Consider the following 20,322-nt stretch of genomic DNA (forward strand, 5'->3'; position numbering starts at 1 on the left):
CATCGCCGTCGATGAGGTGGATTTTAGGATAGGCTTACCTAATAAACCTTGTCATTCCGACAGCCCCCGACTGCTCGCCTAACGCTGTGACCAGGTATTTCGCTGAGATGTGCACGCCACGCATTTTCCTCTGCCCCAACCCCTGCCTGATGGCTCCGAGAACGCGACGGGAGATCGGTGCTCGGCGGCCTCCGGGCGCGTCGGCGGGAAAACCGCGCGCCGACGCCCGCACGCGGACCCCGTGCCGACCGCCGCTCCCGGTGCCGGACGAATCCCCGATCCTTGCCCGTTCCTGCTGGAGGTAACCGATGATCAACCCCTTCGACGACGACGGCGCGTCCTTCCTGGTGCTGGTGAACGTGGAGGGGCAGCACTCGTTGTGGCCCGCGTTCGCCGACGTCCCCGCGGGCTGGCAGATCGCCCACGGTGAGGACTCCCGCGCCGGTTGCCTCGCCTATGTCGAGAGCTCCTGGACCGACATGCGCCCAAGGAGCCTCATCGCCCAGATGGACGGCTGAGCCTTCCGCGCCTTCCCGGCCTCCGAGCCTTCCCGGCCTTCGAGGCCGGATACGGGTGGTCCACCTTGGCCCCCGCGCCGACCTTCCGGGAGGGATGCCCGGCGATCGCGCCGATTCCGTCGGGACACCCCTTGGGCGGGGCCGGAAACGCGGAAGGGCGCCACCGCGGACAGGAGGTCTCGCGGTGGCGCCCTTCGAAACGGGCGGCCGGGTCAGCTGGCCCAGTCGAGCAGCGGGCGGGTGTTGCTGGGGTGGCGAAGCTTGGAGAGCGACTCCTTCTCCAGCTGGCGGATGCGCTCGCGCGTCAGGCCGAGGTGCTTACCGATCTCGTCGAGGGTGTGGGGCTTGCCGTCGACGAGGCCGAAGCGCAGGGCCATGATCTTGGCCTCCCTGGGGGAAAGGTTGCCCAGCACGCCGCGCAGCTGCTCGCCGAGCAGCTGACGGTCGACGACCTCCGAGGCCTCGGGCGAGTCGACGTCCTCGATGAGGTCGCCGATGGTGGTCTCGCCGTCCTCGCCGATGGTGGCGTTGAGGCTGATCGGCTGGCGGCTGGTGCGCAGCAGCTCCTCGATCTGGTCGGGGCTCTTGTCGAGCTCGACGCCCAGCTCCTCCGGCGTGGGCTCGCGGCCCAGGCGCTGGTGCATGTCGCGCTCGACGCGCGACAGCTTGGAGAGCATTTCCAGCACGTGCACCGGCAGCCTGATCGTGCGGGCCGAGTCCGCGAAACCGCGCTGGATGGCCTGGCGGATCCACCACATGGCGTAGGTGGAGAACTTGTAGCCCTTGGTGTAGTCGAACTTCTCCACCGCGCGGATCAGACCGAGGTTGCCCTCCTGGACCACGTCGAGCAGGGCCATGCCCCGGTCGGTGTACTTCTTCGCCACGGAGACGACCAGGCGGAGGTTGGCCTCCAGCATGTGGTCCTTGGCCCGGCGGCCGTCCTCGGCGATCCACTCCAGGTCGTCACGCACGACCGCGGACAGGCCCGGGTCGGCCTCCAGCTTGGACTCGGCGTACAGGCCGGCCTCGATGCGCTTGGCCAGCTCGACCTCCTGTGCGGCGGTGAGCAGGGTGCGACGGCCGATCGACTTCAGGTAGGTGTGCACCGAGTCGCCCATGACGGAGGACTGGTCGTCGAGGTCGAGGGTCGGCTCGGCCTCCACCTCGGGCTCCTCCGCCGGGTTCCACTCGTCCTCGGGCTCCGCCGCTGTGTCCTTGGCGTCCTTGGTGCCCTTGGCGGTGGTCCCGGCGGCCTTCACGGCCTTGGTCCTCCTGGTGGTCTTGAGGTCCCCGGAGGACTCCACCGGGACCTTGGTCGCGTCGGGGGCGCCGGCCACGGGCTCGGCCTTCGTCGAGGTCTTCCTCGCGGAGGCGGTCTTCGTCTTGCGTGCGGAGGTCTTGCGGGTGCTCTTGGCGGTGGATGCCGAGAGTGTGGGCTCGTTCTCGGCCGCCAGGCTGACGCCCGCCTCGGTGAGCTCGCGCAGAATCGACCTGCCCTCGGTGGGGCTGACGCCCGCCTCGGCGAAGGCGTGACGCAGCTCCGCGAGTGAAAGGTGACCCTGGACTCGTCCTCGGTCAAGGAGCTGGTCGAGGGTCGTCGGGGCCTCAGATGAGGTCGCCACGGCGGCTGGGGGCATGAGGACACCTCCTCCATCACGGAGTCGTCTGAATTTACGGTTTGCTGGTCTTGGGGTGGGGCGGTCTGGGAGCCGCTCGGCGCACCAGTACCAATAACCCCAGGCAAGAACATTCTGTTCCCGACTTGACTCGGAAAATATGATGGGTGGACCGCCGTGTCGGCGATCCACCCGCGCGCGGGTGCCCGAGAGGGCCTATTCGATCACTTCCACGGGGCCCTCTTTCGCCGACTCCGAGGAGCCTTCGAGCGGGCCGTCGACCATGGGCATCGGGAAGGGCTCGGCCTGCTCCAGCCGGTCCTCGTTCCAGTAACCGAAGACCTTCTCGGGGTCGGGGTTGACCTCCTTGGAGACCACGTAGTCCTCGGCGGGAGGAGCGGACGCGGTCGGTGACGGCTCGTACGAGGGCGCTCCCGGCTCGTTCGGGGACACGGCGGGCACCGGCTCGTCCGATGGTTTCTCCGCTCTCCCGATCCCGCCCGACGCGGCGGCCGCCGTGACGGAAATGCCGCCGGCGAGGACCAGGCTCACGATTCCAGCCGAGACCCATGTCTTCCGGGTGACGTTCATCGGGCTTGTCCTTCCTGCTTCGGCTACCTCATTGGACGTTCGGGGGCACCTTCACGGTTCCCGATCACGACCATAACGGAGAGCCGCGAGATCCGGCTTGCCATTGGCCAGAAGCGGTATTTCGGTCACAACGGTCAGGTCGGCAGGGGCCGCGTAGGCGGGCATCCGCTCCTTGACGAGGGCGCGCAGCTCGGCCAGGGGCGGCGGGGAGGGCGAGACGACGACGGCCACCACCCGCTCGCCCCACTCGGGGTCGGGACGGCCGACCACGGCGACGTCGACGATCGCGGGATGCTCGGCCAGCACGGCGGCCACCGCCGCGGCGACCACCTTCTCACCTCCGGTGTTGATGACGTCGTCGGCCCGCCCCAGCACGCGTAGCCGCCCTCCCTCCAGGGTGCCCAGGTCCGAGGTGAGGAACCAGTCGCCGTCGCGGGCCGCCTCGGTGAGGTCGGGGCGGAGCCGATAGCCGGAGAACAGCATGGGTCCGCTCAGACGGATCCGGCCGTCGTCTACGACGGTGATCCCCACCCCGTTGAGGGGATCGCCGTCGTAGACGCACCCGCCGCAGGTCTCGCTCATGCCGTACGTGGTGACCACCCGGGCGCCGGCCGCGCGGGCCGCGGCGAGCAGGCCGGGGGGAGCGGCGGCGCCGCCGAGCAGGATGGTCCTGATCCTCGACAGGCGCTGGAGACGCGTCGAATCCACCTGGAGCAGCCGGCGCAGCTGGGTCGGCACCAGTGAGACGTGCTCCGCGCCGCTGGAGAGCACGGCCTCGGGGGAGAACCCGTCGTGCACGATCGGCTCGGTCCCGCCCAGCAGCGACCTGACCAGGACCTGCAGGCCGGAGACGTGGGAGGGAGGCAGACAGCACAGCCAGCGCTCGCCCGTTGCGGCGCCCAGGCGCCGCAACGAGGCCGACGCGGAGGCGAGCAGCGCCTCGGCGGACAGCTGGACGCCCTTCGGGACGCCGGTCGAGCCGCTGGTGGCGATGACCACCGCGACCTCGGCGGGCACACCGACGCCGCCCTCGCGGCGTACTCCGTTCACATGGGTCGGGCGCAACGCGTCGAGCGTCGCCCGCAGTGCGGGGGCGGGCAGGGCGGGGGAGAGGGGCAGCACGGCCGGGCCACTGCCGTCCAGCGCCGCGCCGACGGCCCGGAACAACTCCGAGGTCGCCGGAGATACCACGGCATGCAATTCCCGTTCTACGGAAAGCCACGCCTCGTGCGCAGGAGCGGTCATCACGGTCGTAAGGTTAGTGCCGGAAGCCGGACAACGGCCGGGGGTACCGGCGCAGCGGAGAGGGTGAAGCCATCGTGGGCACGGAGCGGGTCGAGCCGGGCGTGGATGAGCGGGCGGTGGAGAAGGCGTCCGAGCGCGACGGCGCGGTCGACTGGAAGAGGTCCGGCCAGTACGAGGACATCGTCTACGAGACCGGCGAGGGTATCGCCAAGATCACGATCAACCGCCCGGAGCGCCACAACGCGTTCCGCCCGACGACGCTCTTCGAGCTCAAGGATGCCTTCAACGTCGCCCAGGAGGACGCCGAGGTCGGTGTGATCATCTTCACCGGCGCGGGTGACAGGGCCTTCTGCTCCGGCGGTGACCAGAAGATCCGCGGCGACGACGGCTACGTCGACAAGTCCACCCCGCACGTCGGCCGGCTCAACGTGCTCGATCTGCAGGTCCAGATCCGCCGCTGCCCCAAGCCGGTCATCGCGATGATCGCCGGCTACGCCATCGGCGGCGGCCACGTGCTGCACGTGTGCTGCGACCTGTCCATCGCCGCCGACAACGCGGTCTTCGGCCAGACCGGCCCCAAGGTCGGCTCCTTCGACGGAGGCTACGGCTCCTGGCTGCTGGCCGAGACCGTCGGCCTGAAGCGGGCCCGTGAGATCTGGTACCTCTGCCGCCAGTACGACGCGCAGACCGCCCTCGACTGGGGCCTGGTCAACGCGGTCGTGCCGCTCGCCGAGCTTGAGACGGAGACGGTCAAGTGGGCGAGGGAGATGCTGGAGAAGTCGCCGCTCGCGCTGCGTATGCTCAAGGGCGCGCTGAACGCGGTGACCGACGGCGCCGCGGGGATGCAGCAGTTCGCCGGTGACGCCACCCTGCTCTACTACATGAGCGAGGAGGCGCAGGAGGGCCGCGACGCGTTCAAGGAGAAGCGCGCCCCCGACTTCGGCAAGTTCCCGCGCCGTCCCTAGCGGCGGCGGAAGTTCACGGCCGGGTGGCGGGGACAGGTTCTCCCGCCGCCCCCGAGGATGGCGGGGGTCCGAGGCGGTTCGGTCCCGAGGCGCGCCGCCCCGCATGGACGAGGTCGCCTTCGCGCGCCTCAGGACGGACTCACCCCCCCGGGTGCGGAGTTAAGGAGGCGGTGCGGTGAATCCCGCGACCGCGCTCGCGACGGTGCTGGTCGACGAGCTCGCCCGCTGCGGTCTCACGGACGTGGTGCTCGCACCCGGATCGCGGTCGGCGCCGCTCGCCCTGGCCGTGCACGCCGACAGCCGTATCCGGCTGCACGTGCGGGTGGACGAGCGCTCGGCCTCCTACCTGGCGGTGGGCCTCGCCCGCCGTAGCGGCCGCCCGGTCGTCCTGATCTGCACCTCCGGCACCGCGGCGGCCAACTTCCACCCCGCCGTCATCGAGGCGCACGAGTCGGGGGTTCCGCTGCTGGTGCTCACCGCCGACCGCCCGCCGGAGCTGCGCGACACCGGCGCCAGCCAGACCGTCGACCAGATCAAGCTGTACGGCACGGCCGTCCGCTGGTTCGGCGAGATCGGCGTGCCCGAGGACCGCCTGGGCCAGGTCGCCTACTGGCGGTCGACGGCCTGCCGCGCCTACCAGCGCGCGCTGGGCCCGTACGACCCGGGTCCGGTTCACCTCAACGTGTCCTTCCGCGAGCCGCTGGTCCCGGACGGCGACCCGTCCTGGTGCGAGTCCCTGGAGGGTGACAGCGAAGGGCCGTGGATCCGCGCCAGGGTGGCCTCCCCGCCGGTGGCCCTGCACCTGCCGCCGACCAGGAGGGGTGTGCTGGTCGTCGGAGACGGCGCGACCAACACGCGCAGATACGTGGCGGCGGCGGGTATGGCCGGATGGCCGGTCCTGTCGGAGCCCAACGGCGGCGCCCGCTACGGCGACCACGCGATGTCGACCTACCACTTCCTCCTCGGCACCCCGGAGTTCGCCGACCGGCACCGTCCCGACGTCGTGGTCACCCTGGGCCGTCCCGGCCTGTCCCGGCCGCTGCTGAACTGGCTGAGGCACGCGGACGAGCACATCGTGGTCGCCGCCGACATGACCCGCTGGCCCGACCCGACCCGCTCGGCCACCCAGGTCGCCCAAGTGGTGGAGATCCCGGTCACCGCGGGCGACGACGCGTGGCTGCACTCCTGGCGCCGTGCCGAGACGGCGGCGAGGGCCGCGATCGACGAGGTGCTGGACGGTACGGGGCTCAGCGAGCCGCGCCTGGCCCGCGACCTGGCGGAGGCGCTGCCCAACGGATCGCTGCTGTTCTCCGGTTCTTCCATGCCGATCCGCGACCTCGACCAGGCGATGCGTGCCCGGCGAGGTCTGCGGGTCCTGGCCAACCGGGGGGCGGCGGGGATCGACGGTGTGGTGTCGTCCGCGATGGGCGCCGCCCTCGCGCACAACGGCCCCTCCTACGCCCTGATGGGCGACCTGACCTTCCTGCACGACCAGAACGGGCTGGTCCTCGGCTCCCGCGAGCCCCGCCCGGATCTCTGCCTGGTCGTGGTGAACAACGACGGCGGCGGGATCTTCTCACTCCTTCCCCAGGCCGCGCTGCGCGACCCCTTCGAGCGGGTCTTCGGCACCTCGCACGGGGTGGACCTGGGCTACGTGGCCGCCGCCACCGGCACGCCGTACACCTTCGTGGACGAGCCGGGGCAGCTGGTCAAGGCGCTGCGCGGCGACGGGTTGCGCATGATCGAGGTGCGGACGGACCGGGAGTCCAACGCGGTGCTGCACTCCATGATGCGTGAGGCGGCCCACGCCGCCGTCCGCGACACCATGGCGTGACACCGCCTCCTCCGATCACATCGCACCGCGTGCTTTCCGAGGCGCGGCGCGGCCGGTCCGACGCGCTTCGTGACGGTGTCATGAAGGTGCCGTGACAGGGGTCGTGCCGCGGTGTCGCGAGATCACGTGATGTCGCGACGCAGGGTCAGCGCGCGGGCGGCGAGCACGATCACCGCGACGTAGCCCGCGAACAGCATCCCGCCGGCCCAGGCGGGCAGCAGCTCACCGGTACGCAGGGGCATGCCGCTCAGGGCCCTGGCCGCCCCGGTCGGCAGCCATCTGCCCAGCTCCGGCAGGAAACTGACGAGCAGGTAGTCGGCGTACATGAACCACACCAGCGCCACCGCCACCGCCGCGACCTGGTTGCGGATCAAAGCGCCCAGAGCCACTCCGAGCAGGCCGTACAGGGCGACCCCGAGCGCCGAGCCGAGCAGGACGGCGGGTACGCCGGGACTCCAGGCGGGGTGGCCGGCCAGAGTGAGGGTGACCAGGCCCGCCACCAGCGTGACCAGCGCCGAGACCGTGGCGATCAGCAGGCCGACGATCCCGTACGCGGTCAGCTTGGCCGTCACCACCCGGCTCCGCCCCGGGGTGACCAGGAACTGCCAGGTGATCGTCTGGTGGCGGTTCTCCCCGGCCATGCCGAGTACGCCGAGCAGCAGGGTGACGACGTAGGCCTGCTGGGCCATGCTGTAGACGTTCTCGATCTGCGCGTCGAGTGGCATCCCGCCTTCCAGGCCCATCAGGAAGACCATCAGCCCCGCCCAGGCCACGCACAGCGGGGGCGCGAGGGCGGCGAGGATCCAGGTGGTGCGGCTCGCGCGTGCCTTGAGCAACTCGGCGCGGATCAGGCCGTTCACGAGGTCACCTCCATGTAGAGCTCCTCCAGGTCGGTCTCCGGGGCGAGCGGGCCCTGCCAGGCCAGATGCCCCGCCCTGACGATGATCACGTGGTCGGCGATCTGCCTGATCTCGGCGAGCACGTGGGTGGAGACCAGGACCGTGCGCCCCTGGTGGGTGTAGGCCCGCAGGAAACCCCGCAGCCAGCGCATGCCCGCCGGGTCCAGGCCGTTGGCGGGCTCGTCGAGGACGAGGATCTCCGGGTCGCCCAGGAGGGCGGAGGCGAGGGCGAGCCGCTGACGCATGCCCAGGGAGAAGCCCCGCACCCTGCGGTCGGCCGCGGCGGTGAGATCGACCTGCTCCAGAACCTGCTCCACGCGTCCGGGATCCAGGCCCGCGGCGAGACGGAGAGCCTCCAGATGCGTGCGGGCGCTCAGCGCCGGGTGGAAGGCGGTGGCCTCCAGCACCGCGCCGACCGTCCGGACGGGGCGTTTCAGGTCGCGGTAGGGCTCGCCGCCGATGGTCGCGCTGCCCTCGGTGGGCGTGACCAGGCCGAGGATCATGCGCAGGGTGGTGGTCTTGCCCGCCCCGTTGGGGCCGGCGAAGGCCGTGAGTGTTCCCCGTTCCACCGTGAACGACAGGTCGTCGACGGCCCGTACCCCGCCGAACGACTTGCCGAGGTGGGTGACGCTGATTGCTGACATGACCTCGACGATGGCCCCCGGGCGGGTGGGAGCGCACGGTCCCGGGGATGGATCTCGCGATGTCCACCCGGGAGGAGATCGGGGCCGCCGGGGGTGGAGGCGATCTCCACCCCGAGGCCCATGGCCCGCCGCAGGGGGGCGTGGATAGCTTGTGGGCGTGACGTTTCTCCGCCGCCCCTCGGTGCGCCGGTTCCTCACCGTCGTGCTGGTGGGCTACATCCTCTCCGGTCCGGTGATCGGCGCGGTCGAGACGGGCTGGCCCGGTCTGCTCGGAGTGGTCCCGCTCGGCGCCGCCACCGTCGGCTGCTGCCTGTGGGTGCTGCTCGGCCGGGAGCCGCGCCGAGACGCCCCGCTGCTCGCGGCGACCCTGGCCGGGGGACTGGCCCTGCACGGGATCAGCCCCTACAGCGGCATGGGGTTCATGTACATCGTGATCTTCGCCGCGCCGTTCAAAACCCGCCTCTGGCCGGCGGCGTTCCTGGTCACGGCGGACGTCGCCGCCACGACGGCCGTGTCCTTCCTGCTCGGGCTGCCGGTCGCGGAGGTGCTGGGCAACACCTTCGGCCTCACCTACGTCGCCGTCTTCGTCTTCCTGATGCGGCACGTGAAGGCGACCAGGGATCACGCCGCCGCGCTCGCCGAGGCGCGGGCGGGCGAGGCGGTACTGGCCGAGCGGGCCCGGCTGGCGAGGGAGGTCCACGACATCCTGGCGCACTCGCAGTCGGCGCAGATCGTCCACCTGGAGGGCGCGCGGCTGCTGCTTGAGCGTGGGCTTGAGCGGGGACCCGAGCGCGGAGAGGACACGGCGGCGGCCCTCGACCGGGTGAACCGCGCCGTGCGGCTGGCGCGCGCCGGGCTCGAGGAGACCCGCAGGGCGCTAGACGCGCTGCGCGGGGAGGAGCTTCCGCTGGCCGAGCGGCTGGAGCGGCTGGCGGTGGAGTTCCGTTCCGTGACCGGCTCGCCCTGCGCGGTCTCGGTCGTGGGGAACCTCGACGGCCTGGAGGCGGGGGCACGGCTGGCGGTGGCCAGGACCGCGCAGGAGGCGCTGACGAACGTGCGCAAGCACGCGCCGGGCGCCGCGGCGTCGGTGGCGTTGCGCCGCGTCGGCCGCTGGTGCGAGCTGGAGGTACGCGACACGGGCGGCCCGCCGGGCCCGGCGGCGCCGTCGGGAGGCGGATACGGGCTGGTGGGCATGCGGGAGCGGGCCGAGCTGATCGGTGGTTCGCTCGCCGTGCGTCCGGGTGAGGAGGGCTTCGAGGTCCTGCTGCGGGTCCCGGCGTGAGCCGCCCGCGGCGCGGCGCCATCGCGGGGGTGGGCGCCGCGCCGCGGACGGGTCACGCCGGTGCCGTACGGTACGACCACGCCGGGGAGTGTGATCGGCGCACGCGGGCGCGTTCGAGGGGCGTTCAAGGGGCAGGGAGGCAGGGAGGCAGGGTGAGCGTGCGGGTGCTGGTGGTCGACGACCAGACGGTGGTGCGCGAGGGGCTGGTGCTGCTCCTGGGGCTGCTGCCCGGCATCGAGGTGGCGGGGGCGGCGGCCGACGGACGGGAGGCGGTCGGGCTCGCCGGCTCTCTTCGGCCCGACGTGGTCCTGATGGACCTGCGGATGCCCCGGATGGACGGGGTGGAGGCGACCCGCAGGATCAGGGCCGCCCACCCGGAGATCCAGGTGGTGGTCCTGACGACGTACTCCGACGACGAGTCGGTCTTCGCCGCGCTGGCCGCGGGGGCGCGGGGCTACCTGACCAAGGACGCCGACGCCGAGTCCCTCGCCTCGGCCATCGCCACCGTGGTCGAGGGTGAGGCCCAGTTCGATCCCGGTGTCCAGCGGCGGCTCGCCGAGGCGGTGGCCGGGAGCCGCCGCACGCCTGACCCGCCCGACGGCCTGACCCGCCGCGAGAGCGAGGTGCTGCGGCTGATAGCGGCGGGCCGCTCCAACGCGGAGATCGCCCGGGAGCTGTTCATCTCCGAGGCGACGGTCAAGACGCACATCAACAATCTCTTCGCCAAGGCGGGACTGCGCGACCGGGCCCAGGCGGTGACGTACGCCTTCCGGCATGGCCTGGCCCCCGACTGACAGCGGATTCCCGGCCGACGGTGGGGGCGCGCCGGGAGCCCTCCCCGGCGGTGGCCCGACGGCAGGGGAACCCGCGCCGGGGTGACGGCGACGGCGATGACTGTCAGGTCTGGGGATGTGGGGACGCCGTCGCGGGGTGAGGGTGAGTCGAGTACGGATTCACCTCGCGGGTGCCCGTCGAAGGGAAGTGCCATGCGACCTGACGTCAATTTGACCGGCTATGAGACGGTTGCGAGTTTCGGCGACTACGCCGAGGCCCAGCGTGCCGTGGACCAGCTGTCGGACCAGAAGTTCCCGGTGGAGCACACGATGATCGTCGGAGTCGGTCTCCGGCTCATCGAGCGGGTGCTCGGGCGGCTGACCTATCTCCGCGCCGCGGGGATGGGCGCGGCGACCGGAGCCTGGTTCGGACTGCTGATCGGCCTGTTCTTCGCGATCTTCACTCCCGGGCGCTTCCCCTTCATCCTGGTGCTGTGGGGCCTGATCTGGGGTGCCATCGCCGGAGTGATCTTCGGGTTGGTCGGTCACGCGCTCACCGGCGGCAAACGCGACTTCCTGTCGTCGAGCGCGATCGTCGCCGACCGCTACGAGGTGCTGGCGGCGGCCGCGCACGCCGCCGAGGCGCGCAGGCTGCTCAACGTCGGTACGTCCCAGCAGATGCATCAGCAGATCTGACCGGCCGGAGCCACCCGGGCCGGAGCCCGTACTGACGGCGGCGCGGGCGATGTCGCTCGCGCCGCCGTCCCATGTCCGCCCATCCGGCCGGCCCGATCCGCCGGGCGGTTCCGGTGAAGACGCGGAACCACCGGGCCCGGGGGACGCCGGGCTGTCGGATGGGCACCGACGACGCCGTCCGGCGGGCGCCGGTGCCGCAGCGCATAGGAGGGCAGCATGGCTAAAGCAGTCGGAATCGACCTGGGCACCACCAACTCGGTGATCGCCACCATGGAGGGCGACAAGCCCACGGTGATTCCCAACTCCGAGGGTGCCCGGACGACGCCGTCGGTCGTGGCGTTCACCGACAACGGCGAACGCCTGGTGGGGCAACTGGCTCGCCGCCAGGCGATCCTGAACCCCAAGGGGACGATCTACTCGGCCAAGCGCTTCATGGGCCGCCGCCACGAGGAGGTCTCCAGCGAGCTGAACGCCGTCTCGTTCGACGTCGTTCCCGGCCCGGAGGGGGCCGTCCGCTTCAAGATCCACGAGAAGTCGTACGCCCCCGAGGAGATCGCCGCGGCCGTCCTGCGCAAGCTCGTGGACGACGCCTCGAAGTTCCTGGGGGAGAAGGTCACCGAGGCGGTCATCACCGTACCCGCCTACTTCAACGACTCCCAGCGCCAGGCGACCAAGGACGCGGGGAAGATCGCCGGCCTGGAAGTCCTGCGGATCATCAACGAGCCGACCGCGGCGGCCCTCGCCTACGGGCTCGACCGCAAGGAGAGCGAGACCGTGCTCGTCTTCGACCTGGGCGGTGGAACCTTCGACGTCAGCATCCTCGCCATCGGGGACGGCGTAGTGGAGGTGCGGTCGACCGCCGGCGACACCCACCTGGGCGGCGACGACTTCGACCGGCGGGTCGTCGACTACCTCGCCGACGAGTTCCAGCGGGACAACGGCATCGACCTGCGTCAGGACCCGCAGGCCCTGCAGCGGCTGTTCGAGGCCGCCGAGAAGGCCAAGGTCGAGCTGTCGGCGGTCAGCCAGACGCAGGTCAGCCTGCCCTTCATCACCGCGGACGCCTCCGGCCCCAAGCATCTGAACGCCACGCTCAGGCGCTCGACCTTCGAGGAGATCACCGCCGACCTGCTCGAACGGTGCAAAGGGCCGGTCCAGCAGGCGATGGCCGACGCCAAGCTCACCGCCGACGACATCGACGAGGTGATCCTGGTGGGCGGGTCGACCAGGATGCCCGCCGTGCAGAACCTGGTGCGCCGGATGACCGGTGGCAAGGAACCGAACATGACGGTCAACCCGGACGAGGTCGTGGCGCTGGGCGCCGCGATCCAGGCCGCCGTCATCAAGGGTGAGCTGAAGGACGTCGTCCTGCTCGACGTGACCCCGCTCTCCCTCGGCATCGAGACGCTCGGCGGGGTGATGACGAAGGTCATCGAGCGCAACACGACCATCCCGGCCCGCCGCTCCGAGACGTTCAGCACCGCGGAGGACAACCAGACCGCCGTGGACGTCGTCATCCTGCAGGGCGAGCGTGAGCGCGCCGCCGACAACCGCCCCCTCGGCCGGTTCCGGCTGGAGAACATCCGGTCCGCGCCGCGCGGTGTGCCGCAGGTCGACGTGACCTTCGACATCGACGCCAACGGCATCCTGAACGTCTCGGCCAAGGACAAGGACACCGGCGCCGAGCAGCGCATCACGATCAGCGAGAGCTCGAACCTGGACAAGAGCGAGGTCGAGCGGATGGTCGCCGACTCCGAGCGGCACCGCGAGGAGGACCAGCGGATGCGGCAGGTGGTGGACGCGCGCAACGAGCTCGACAGTGCCGCCTACCAGGTGGAGCGTCGCCTGGCGGAGCTGGGTGACTCGGTACCCGTCCACGAGAAGGCGCGCGGGGAGATGCTGGTGAACGACGCCCGCGACGCGATCAAGCAGGAGGCCCCGCTCGACCGGGTCCGCTCGCTCACTTCCGAGCTCCAGCAGGCCTACCACGGTCTCGCCGCGGCGGGCGCCGGCGTCTCGGGCGACGGAGCCCCGGGGACCGGCGGGGCGGCGGGCGGTCCGGGAGCCGCGGGACCGGCCGGCTCCCAGGGTGGCGGGGACGACGTCATCGACGCGGAGTTCACGACCGATGAGTGAGACACCCGAGGCACGGCGCGATGGCCGGGAGGAGACACCGGACCGGGGGCCGGAGGTCCGGGAGGAGCACCCGGGGTCCCCGGGGGCCCCGGAGAGCCTGGAGGCCCCGGACGAGCTCCAGGAGCGCGTCGTGGAGCTCCAGGCGCTGGTGACCGATCTCCAGGACAGGTGGCGGCGTGCCCTCGCCGACCTCGACAACCTGCGCAAACGCGTCAGCAGGGACGCCGCGCGGACCCGGTCGGAGGAGCGGGCCCGGGCCGCCGGGGAGTGGCTGCCCGTACTGGACAACCTGGACCGCGCGCTGGAGCACGCCGAGACCGATCCCGTCTCCATAGCCGACGGGTTGCGGGTGATCCGCGACCAGGCGCAGGAGGTGCTCTCCCGCCTCGGGTACGCGCGTCGTGACGATACCGGGGCCGTGTTCGACCCGGCCAGGCACGAGGCGGTGGGCGTGCTCTCGCAGGAGGGCGTGCCCGACGGCACGGTCGTACGGGTGGTGCGGCCGGGCTACGGGGACGGTGAACAGCAGCTGCGGCCCGCGCTGGTCGTGGTGGCCAAGGGGGCATGATGCCCCCTGACCGGGACTTCTACGAGATCCTCGGCGTGCGGAGAGGGGCGAGCCAGGAGGACATCCAGCGCGCCTACCGCAAGCTGGCGCGGGCCAACCATCCCGACGTCAACAAGGACCCCTCCGCCGAGGACCGCTTCAAGGAGGTCTCCGAGGCCTACAGCGTGCTGTCCGACCCCGCGACCCGGCGCCGCTACGACGCCTTCGGGCCGGATTTCCGTCAGGTGCCCGAAGACGTCGACCCCGAGACGTGGGCGCGCGCCGGGAGACGCGGGGCGGGCGCGGGCCGGGCCGGGGGCCGGAGCGGAGCGGGTCCCCGTGGCGGCGGCTTCGGCGGCTTCGAGGAGGGCGTCGACCTCGACGATCTCCTCGAAGGGCTGTTCTCCGGCGGCAGGAGGGGGCGCTCCGGCGCGAGCTGGGGGCCGATTCCCGGTGCCGACCAGGAGGCCGAGATCGTGCTGTCCTTCGAGGACGCCTACCGTGGCGGGCCCCGCTCCATCACCGTCGGCTCGCGTCGGCTGCGGGTCGACATCCCGCCGGGCGTCACCGACGGCCAGCGCGTCAGGCTGGCCGGTCAGGGCGGCAAGGGCGGTGAAGGGGCGCCCGCGGGCGACCTCTACCTGATCGTCAGGATCGCCCCGCACCCCCGCTACCGGGCCGAGGGGCGCGACATCCACGTCCTGCTCCCGGTCGCTCCATGGGAGGCGGCGCTCGGAGCCTCCGTCGCGGTCGACACCCCCGGCGGCGAGACCAAGGTCAAGGTGCCGCCGGGCACGTCCAGCGGCAGGCGGCTGCGGCTGCGCGGCCGGGGGATGCCCAGCCGTCGCGACAAGCCGGGCGACCTGTACGCCGAGGTGCGGATCATGGTCCCGGAACGGCTGTCCGAGGAGGAGCGGCGGTTGTTCGAGCAGCTCTCCTCGGTTTCCACGTTCGACCCGAGGAGACGGTGATGAACGACCCGTTTTCCGAACGCGGACCGCGCCGGCCGGAGCCGCGCCCCGCCCACCCGCGGGAGCGGGCGGAGCGCGCCGGACGCTCGTCGGCCCCGGACGCGGTCTCCCACCCGCGAGAGAACCGGCGGGAGGCCCCAAGGGAGGCCCCGCGAGAGGTCCCGCGAGAGGCAGGGAGGACCTACCAGCTGACCAGGCCCGCGCGCCTGGATCTGGAGACGTTCGCCGCCCGGACGGGGACACACCCCGACCTGCTGCGGCGCCTCGTCGTGCTGGGTTTGCTCGACGCCTGGACCGACGCCGAGGGGAACCTGTGGTTCCCGCCTCCCCAACTGCTCACCATGGCGCGCATCCGGCGGCTGCGCGCCGGATTCTCGATCAACTACGCGGCGCTCGGCCTCGTACTGGACCTGCTGGACCGCATCGCAGAACTCGAGGCCGCCCAGCGCGGTCGTTCCCGACCCACCGGAGGCCCGCCGTGGACATGAACCAGCTGACGCAGAAGTCACAGGAGGCGCTGCACGACGCGCAGACCAAGGCCCTGCGTTTCGGGCACACCGAGGTGGACGGCGAGCACCTGCTGCTGGCGCTGCTCGACCAGCCGGACGGGCTGATCCCGCGCCTGCTCTCGTACGCGAACGTCGACACCGACCGGCTCAGGACCGAGTTGGAGGCGGGGCTGGACCGCCGCCCCAAGGTGAGCGGTCCCGGCGCCTCGCCCGGCCAGGTCTACGTGACGCAGCGGCTCTCCCGCCTGCTGGAGACGGCCAAGCGGGAGGCCGACCGGCTCAGGGACGAGTACGTGTCGGTGGAGCACCTGCTCGTCGCCCTGCTTGAGGAGGGCGGCTCGACGGCCTCGGGGCGGCTGCTGCACGAGCAGGCCCTGACCAGGGACGGCTTCCTCAAGGCGCTCACCGCGATCCGCGGCAACCAGCGGGTGACCTCCGCGATGCCCGAGGTGGCGTACGAGGCGCTGGAGAAGTACGGGCGCGACCTGGTGGCCGACGCCATGTCCGGCAAACTCGACCCGGTCATCGGGCGTGACGCCGAGATCCGCCGCGTCATCCAGATCCTGTCGCGCAAGACGAAGAACAACCCGGTCCTCGTCGGCGACCCCGGTGTGGGCAAGACCGCCATCGTGGAGGGCCTCGCCCTGCGGATCAGCCACGGGGACGTGCCGGAGGGACTCAAGGGCAAGACGGTCTTCAGCCTCGACATGGGTTCGCTGGTGGCCGGGGCCAAGTACCGGGGCGAGTTCGAGGAGCGGCTCAAGGCGGTGCTCAACGAGGTCAAGGCCGCGGAAGGGCGGATCCTGCTCTTCGTCGACGAGATGCACACCGTGGTGGGCGCGGGAGCCGCCGAGGGCGCGATGGACGCGGGCAACATGCTCAAACCCATGCTGGCCCGTGGTGAGCTGCACATGATCGGGGCGACGACCCTCGCCGAGTACCGCAAGCACGTCGAGAAGGACGCGGCCCTGGAGCGCCGGTTCCAGCCGGTGATGGTCGACGAGCCCTCGGTCGAGGACGCCGTGTCCATCCTGCGCGGCCTGCGCGAGCGCCTGGAGATCTTCCACGGCGTGAAGATCCAGGACAGCGCGCTGGTGGCGGCCGTCGTGCTGAGCCACCGCTACATCTCCGACCGTTTCCTGCCCGACAAGGCCATCGACCTGGTGGACGAGGCGTGCGCGATGCTGCGTACGGAGATCGACTCGATGCCCGCCGAGCTCGACGAGCTCACCCGCAGGGTGATGCGCCTGGAGATCGAGGAGGCCGCGCTCGCGAAGGAGGAGGACTCCGCGAGCGGGACCCGGCTGGAGGAGCTGCGCAGGGAACTCGCCGACCTGCGCGCCCAGGCCGACGCGATGCGGGCGCAGTGGGAGGCGGAGCGGCACGCCCTGCGCGCCGTCCAGGCCCTGCGCGAGGAACTGGAGCACGTACGCGCGGAGGCGGAGCGGGCCGAGCGCGACTACGACCTCAACCGCGCCGCGGAGCTGCGGCACGGCAGGTTGCCCGAGCTGCTGCGGCGGCTCGAGGCCGAGGAGGAGCGGCTGTACTCCAAGCAGGGCGCCTCGCGCCTGCTGCGCGAGGTCGTGACCGACGAGGAGATCTCGATGATCGTCTCCCGATGGACGGGCATCCCGGTGAGCCGGCTGCGCGAGGGCGAGCGTGAGAAGCTCCTGCGGCTCGACCAGATCCTGCACGAGCGGGTGATCGGCCAGGACGAGGCGGTGCGGTTGGTGGCCGACGCGGTGATCCGGGCACGCTCCGGCATCAAGGACCCGCGCCGCCCGATCGGGTCGTTCATCTTCCTGGGGCCCACGGGCGTCGGCAAGACGGAGCTGGCCAAGGCGCTCGCGGCGGCGCTCTTCGACACCGAGGACAACATGATCCGCATCGACATGAGCGAGTACCAGGAGCGGCACACGGTCAGTCGTCTCGTCGGCGCGCCCCCCGGTTATGTCGGGTACGAGGAGGGAGGCCAGCTGACCGAGGCCGTGCGGCGCAAGCCCTACTCCGTGGTGCTCTTCGACGAGGTGGAGAAGGCGCACGCCGATGTCTTCAACACGCTGCTGCAGGTGCTCGACGACGGCAGGCTCACCGACGCGCAGGGCAGGACCGTCGACTTCCGCAACACCGTCCTGATCATGACCTCCAACCTCGGCTCCCTGTACCTCCTCGACGGCGTCACCTCGACCGGGGAGATCGAGCCCGAGGCGAGACAGCGGGTCATGGCCGAGCTGCGCTCCCACTTCCGCCCCGAGTTCCTCAACCGCGTCGACGACATCGTGATCTTCAAGCCGCTCACCCCGGAGGAGATCGAACGCATCGTCGACCTGATGTTCGTCGAGCTGCGCGACCGCCTCGAACAGCGGGGCATCCGGCTGGAGGTCACCGAGGCGGCGCTGCGGCACATCGCCGAGCGAGGCTACGACCCCGTGTACGGAGCCCGCCCGCTGCGCAGGTTCATCGCCAGGGAGGTCGAGACGCGCATCGGCCGCGCGCTCCTGTCGGGGGAGGCGGACGAGGGAGCCGTGGTCCGGGTGGACCTCGGCGACGACGAACTCGCCGTCACCTACGGGTGAGTCGCCGACCGCGGACCAGCGGAACGGTCGACGTCACCGAAATAACGAAATATCAAAATATCGTGCGACACCGGAACCACGTCCCGCCCTCCTCGAGGAGAACGCACCAGGGGGACGTCAGCCAGGACGCCGGTGGCCGCTCTCCTGCGCCGCGAGCCTGGCCAGTTCGACCCGCGAGTGAATACCCAGCTTGCGGTAGACCTGCCGCAGGTGGAAGGCGACGGTGTGCTCGCTGATGAACATCTGCTCGGCGGCGTGCCGGTTCGTCAGCCCCTGGGAGACCAGATCGCAGACGGCCTGCTCGGTGCCGGTCAGGCTGGCCCACCCCGAGGCGGGGTGGGCGGTCCTTACCCAGTGGCGGCACCGCTCGCCCAGACGCCGCAGTCTGCCCCGCACCCGCGCCGCGTCCCGGACGGCTTCCACGGCCCCGTAGCAGGTCAGGGCGGTCTTCAGGCTCCCCACGGCCAGCTCCCTGTGGCCGTCGCCCACCCCCAGCAGCACCCCGAGGTCCTCCGCCGCCGACCCTCTCGCCCAGGGATCGACGTACCCGGCCACCGCGCGGCCCAGCGCCTCGGCGTCACCCTCCCGCAGCCCTCGCGCGTGGTCGGCGGAGACCGACGGGTTGGACAGGCCGGGATTGCGGGAGGCGACGTCCTCGGCGGCGTCGACCACGGCGTCGGCCCTGCGCCGGTCGTTCACGGCCATCGCCACCCGCACCAGCCACGCCGCCGCCGCGGGCTCGCCGGTCAGCGCGCCGAGGTACAGGGGCAGCGCGTCGTAGACCCCGCCGAGCGAGCTCATGCCACCCGCGGCGCCGTCGCGCGCCTCCCTGATCCGTGCGGCCACCAGCTCCGATCGCAGCCGTGCGGGCGGCGGCATGCCGGATGCCGGCCTGACCAGGCCCCTCTCCATGTACCTGACGGCCCCAGGCAGGTCGCCCGACCGCAGTGACGCGGTGCCGAGCACCGACAGGGACGAGGAGACCAGCATCGGCGCTTCCAGGGCCTCGGCGGTGGTCAGGGCGACCTCCGCGTGCTTGATCGCTGCGCCGATCCGGCCCGCGGCCAGGTCCAGGCGGGCGCGGAGAACGGGGATCTCCGCGGCCCACGAGGGCTCACCCTCGGTGTCGGCCTCCTCGGCGGCGATCTCCGTCGCCGCTGCCGCCTCGTCCAGCAGCCACAGGTCGACGAGCATCGTGGCCAGCACCGCCCGCGGCTGCCGGTGCGGGCCGCGGGCCGGTCGCTCCACGGCCTCGCGCGCCAGGCCCAGCCCGCGAGAGAGGTCGCCCTCGTTCCACGCGAGCAGGGAGAGGTCCAGGAGCCTCCCGCCGTCGCCGCCCCGGAGGGGCGCGGTGGAGCGCTCGACCTGCTCCCGCAGCGCTCGCCGCACCGGTGAGGGCACCCTGTCGACGACCGACCGCCACACCAGTTCGTGACGGAACGTCAGCTCGTCGGAGGTGGCCACGAGGACCCCGGCCGCGAGTGCCTCCTCCAGCGGAGGGAGCAACGCGGCCGGGGTCTCGCCGAGCATCCTGGCCGCGTACGCAGGTGTGACCGAGCGGCCGAGCACCGCGATGGCCTCCAGCAGATAACGGGTCCTGGTGCCGAGCTCGTTCAGGCGGCGTCGGACGGCGTCGTGCAGGCGCGCGGGCAGCGCCGCCTGGGCGGAGGTGATCCCGGACGGCCGGGCGACGCCGTCCTCGACCAGGACGGCGCCCTCCTCGCGTAGCCCGGTGAGGAGCTCGGAGAGCAGGAGCGGATTGCCGGCGGCCTGGGCGGCCAGCGCCGCCAGCTCCCGCCCGGGTGGCGCGCCCAGGATGTCGGCGGAGACCTCGGCCACCGCGCGCTCGTCCAGCGGGCGCAGAACGGTCCGGGCGGCCCCCTCCTCCTCCAGCAGGTCGAAAAGCCGGCCCGCGTCGCCGCCGGCCGGGGCGTCGCGGCGGGCCAGCAGCCATGTCACCGGGCGTGAGGCGAGTCGCGAGGGCATCGTCCGCAGGGCCATGATCGTGGCGGGGTCGGCCCACTGGAGATCGTCGAGGATCACCAGCAGAGGCCCCGAGGCGAGTCTTCTCTCCAGCGAGGTACGGACCTGCTCGGCCAGCCACAGCAGCAGTTCCGGCCCGTCGGGGAAGAAACTCCTGGTCAGGGGCATCGGAGTCGTCGGTGACTCCTCAAGCGCCGACAGCAGCGGCCCCAGGGGGGTGAGCCGTCCCAGCTCGTCGGCCCGGCCGCCCGCCACCGACATCCCACGCGCGCTCGCGGCGCTCGCGGCCTCGGCGAGCAGCAGCGACTTGCCTATCCCCGGCTCGCCCTCGACGAGCATGACGTTCCGGGTCGTGGACGCGACGCCTTCGAGCAGGGCGAGGGCCGCCGCCCACTCATCCTTCCGGCCGCGCATGGTCTTGTCTCGGATCTGGCGTCATACCGGCGCTTCCTGAGCGGTGATTACGCATATGACATCCCCAAGGGACGAATCATCACGCGTCGGGCACCATCGCGCACCGGTTGTTTGGCGCAGATT

General features: G+C 71.7%; 17 protein-coding genes. 11 read left to right on the plus strand and 6 right to left on the minus strand.

Annotated features, from left to right (window positions below; genetic code table 11):
* Positions 1 to 308: 308 nt before the first annotated feature.
* Positions 309 to 518: an MbtH family protein gene (locus AB0B96_RS21945; protein WP_362901245.1), complete on the plus strand. Its 210-nt coding sequence runs from the start codon at positions 309 to 311 to the stop codon at positions 516 to 518.
* Positions 519 to 730: 212 nt separating this feature from the next.
* On the opposite strand, the gene AB0B96_RS21950 is transcribed toward AB0B96_RS21945, so the two are convergent.
* From AB0B96_RS21950 to AB0B96_RS21960, 3 genes are all read right to left on the minus strand, one after another.
* Complete coding sequence (locus AB0B96_RS21950; RefSeq protein ID WP_362901247.1) at positions 731 to 2,155, minus strand: RNA polymerase sigma factor; 1,425 nt, start codon at positions 2,153 to 2,155, stop codon at positions 731 to 733.
* A gap of 195 nt (positions 2,156 to 2,350) precedes the next feature.
* A complete protein-coding gene (locus tag AB0B96_RS21955; protein WP_362901249.1) occupies positions 2,351 to 2,725 on the minus strand; it encodes a hypothetical protein in 375 nt (124 codons plus the stop codon).
* Between the two features lie 51 nt (positions 2,726 to 2,776).
* Positions 2,777 to 3,925: an AMP-binding protein gene (locus tag AB0B96_RS21960; RefSeq protein WP_362901251.1), complete on the minus strand. Its 1,149-nt coding sequence runs from the start codon at positions 3,923 to 3,925 to the stop codon at positions 2,777 to 2,779.
* Positions 3,926 to 4,086: 161 nt separating this feature from the next.
* On the opposite strand from AB0B96_RS21960, the gene menB reads away from it, so the two are divergent.
* Positions 4,087 to 4,935 (plus strand): 1,4-dihydroxy-2-naphthoyl-CoA synthase, encoded by an 849-nt coding sequence (gene menB / locus AB0B96_RS21965; RefSeq protein WP_350947313.1) that lies wholly within the window; start codon positions 4,087 to 4,089, stop codon positions 4,933 to 4,935.
* Between the two features lie 175 nt (positions 4,936 to 5,110).
* Positions 5,111 to 6,769, plus strand: coding sequence for a 2-succinyl-5-enolpyruvyl-6-hydroxy-3-cyclohexene-1-carboxylic-acid synthase (menD, locus tag AB0B96_RS21970; RefSeq protein WP_362901253.1), 1,659 nt, complete (start codon positions 5,111 to 5,113; stop codon positions 6,767 to 6,769).
* Between the two features lie 122 nt (positions 6,770 to 6,891).
* Here menD and AB0B96_RS21975 read toward each other — a convergent pair whose 3' ends face one another.
* The gene (locus tag AB0B96_RS21975) at positions 6,892 to 7,629 is read right to left on the minus strand and encodes an ABC transporter permease (RefSeq protein ID WP_362901255.1); all 738 of its coding nucleotides are present in this window, start codon (positions 7,627 to 7,629) and stop codon (positions 6,892 to 6,894) included.
* Positions 7,626 to 8,312, minus strand: a complete 687-nt coding sequence (locus AB0B96_RS21980) for an ATP-binding cassette domain-containing protein (RefSeq protein WP_362901257.1) — start codon at positions 8,310 to 8,312, stop codon at positions 7,626 to 7,628. The genes AB0B96_RS21975 and AB0B96_RS21980 overlap by 4 nt, the downstream gene beginning before the upstream one ends.
* Positions 8,313 to 8,469: 157 nt before the next feature.
* On the opposite strand from AB0B96_RS21980, the gene AB0B96_RS21985 reads away from it, so the two are divergent.
* The 8 genes from AB0B96_RS21985 to clpB all read left to right on the plus strand — a co-directional run bounded on the left by AB0B96_RS21985 (position 8,470) and on the right by clpB (position 17,802).
* Positions 8,470 to 9,594 carry a histidine kinase gene (locus AB0B96_RS21985; RefSeq protein WP_362901259.1) on the plus strand — a complete coding sequence of 375 codons (1,125 nt, stop codon included), beginning with the start codon at positions 8,470 to 8,472 and terminating at the stop codon, positions 9,592 to 9,594.
* Between the two features lie 152 nt (positions 9,595 to 9,746).
* A complete protein-coding gene (locus AB0B96_RS21990; protein ID WP_362901261.1) occupies positions 9,747 to 10,388 on the plus strand; it encodes a response regulator transcription factor in 642 nt (213 codons plus the stop codon).
* Between the two features lie 192 nt (positions 10,389 to 10,580).
* Positions 10,581 to 11,063 (plus strand): general stress protein, encoded by a 483-nt coding sequence (locus tag AB0B96_RS21995; RefSeq protein WP_350947163.1) that lies wholly within the window; start codon positions 10,581 to 10,583, stop codon positions 11,061 to 11,063.
* 216 nt (positions 11,064 to 11,279) lie between these two features.
* Complete coding sequence (dnaK, locus tag AB0B96_RS22000; protein ID WP_362901263.1) at positions 11,280 to 13,199, plus strand: molecular chaperone DnaK; 1,920 nt, start codon at positions 11,280 to 11,282, stop codon at positions 13,197 to 13,199.
* Entirely contained in the window at positions 13,192 to 13,767 is a 576-nt protein-coding gene (locus AB0B96_RS22005) for a nucleotide exchange factor GrpE (RefSeq protein WP_362901265.1), read from the plus strand. Before dnaK ends, AB0B96_RS22005 begins: the two co-directional genes overlap by 8 nt.
* Complete coding sequence (locus AB0B96_RS22010) at positions 13,764 to 14,717, plus strand: DnaJ C-terminal domain-containing protein (protein WP_362901267.1); 954 nt, start codon at positions 13,764 to 13,766, stop codon at positions 14,715 to 14,717. The genes AB0B96_RS22005 and AB0B96_RS22010 overlap by 4 nt, the downstream gene beginning before the upstream one ends.
* A complete protein-coding gene (locus AB0B96_RS22015; RefSeq protein WP_362901269.1) occupies positions 14,717 to 15,205 on the plus strand; it encodes a chaperone modulator CbpM in 489 nt (162 codons plus the stop codon). The genes AB0B96_RS22010 and AB0B96_RS22015 overlap by 1 nt, the downstream gene beginning before the upstream one ends.
* A complete protein-coding gene (clpB, locus tag AB0B96_RS22020) occupies positions 15,196 to 17,802 on the plus strand; it encodes an ATP-dependent chaperone ClpB (RefSeq protein WP_362901271.1) in 2,607 nt (868 codons plus the stop codon). Before AB0B96_RS22015 ends, clpB begins: the two co-directional genes overlap by 10 nt.
* A gap of 117 nt (positions 17,803 to 17,919) precedes the next feature.
* Here the strand turns inward: clpB and AB0B96_RS22025 are convergent, their stop codons facing one another.
* On the minus strand, positions 17,920 to 20,199 hold the full coding sequence (locus tag AB0B96_RS22025) for an AAA family ATPase (RefSeq protein ID WP_362901273.1): 2,280 nt from the start codon (positions 20,197 to 20,199) through the stop codon (positions 17,920 to 17,922).
* Positions 20,200 to 20,322: the final 123 nt, after the last annotated feature.

It is taken from the genome of Streptosporangium sp. NPDC049046, assembly GCF_040649155.1.
Lineage (GTDB): Bacteria > Actinomycetota > Actinomycetes > Streptosporangiales > Streptosporangiaceae > Streptosporangium.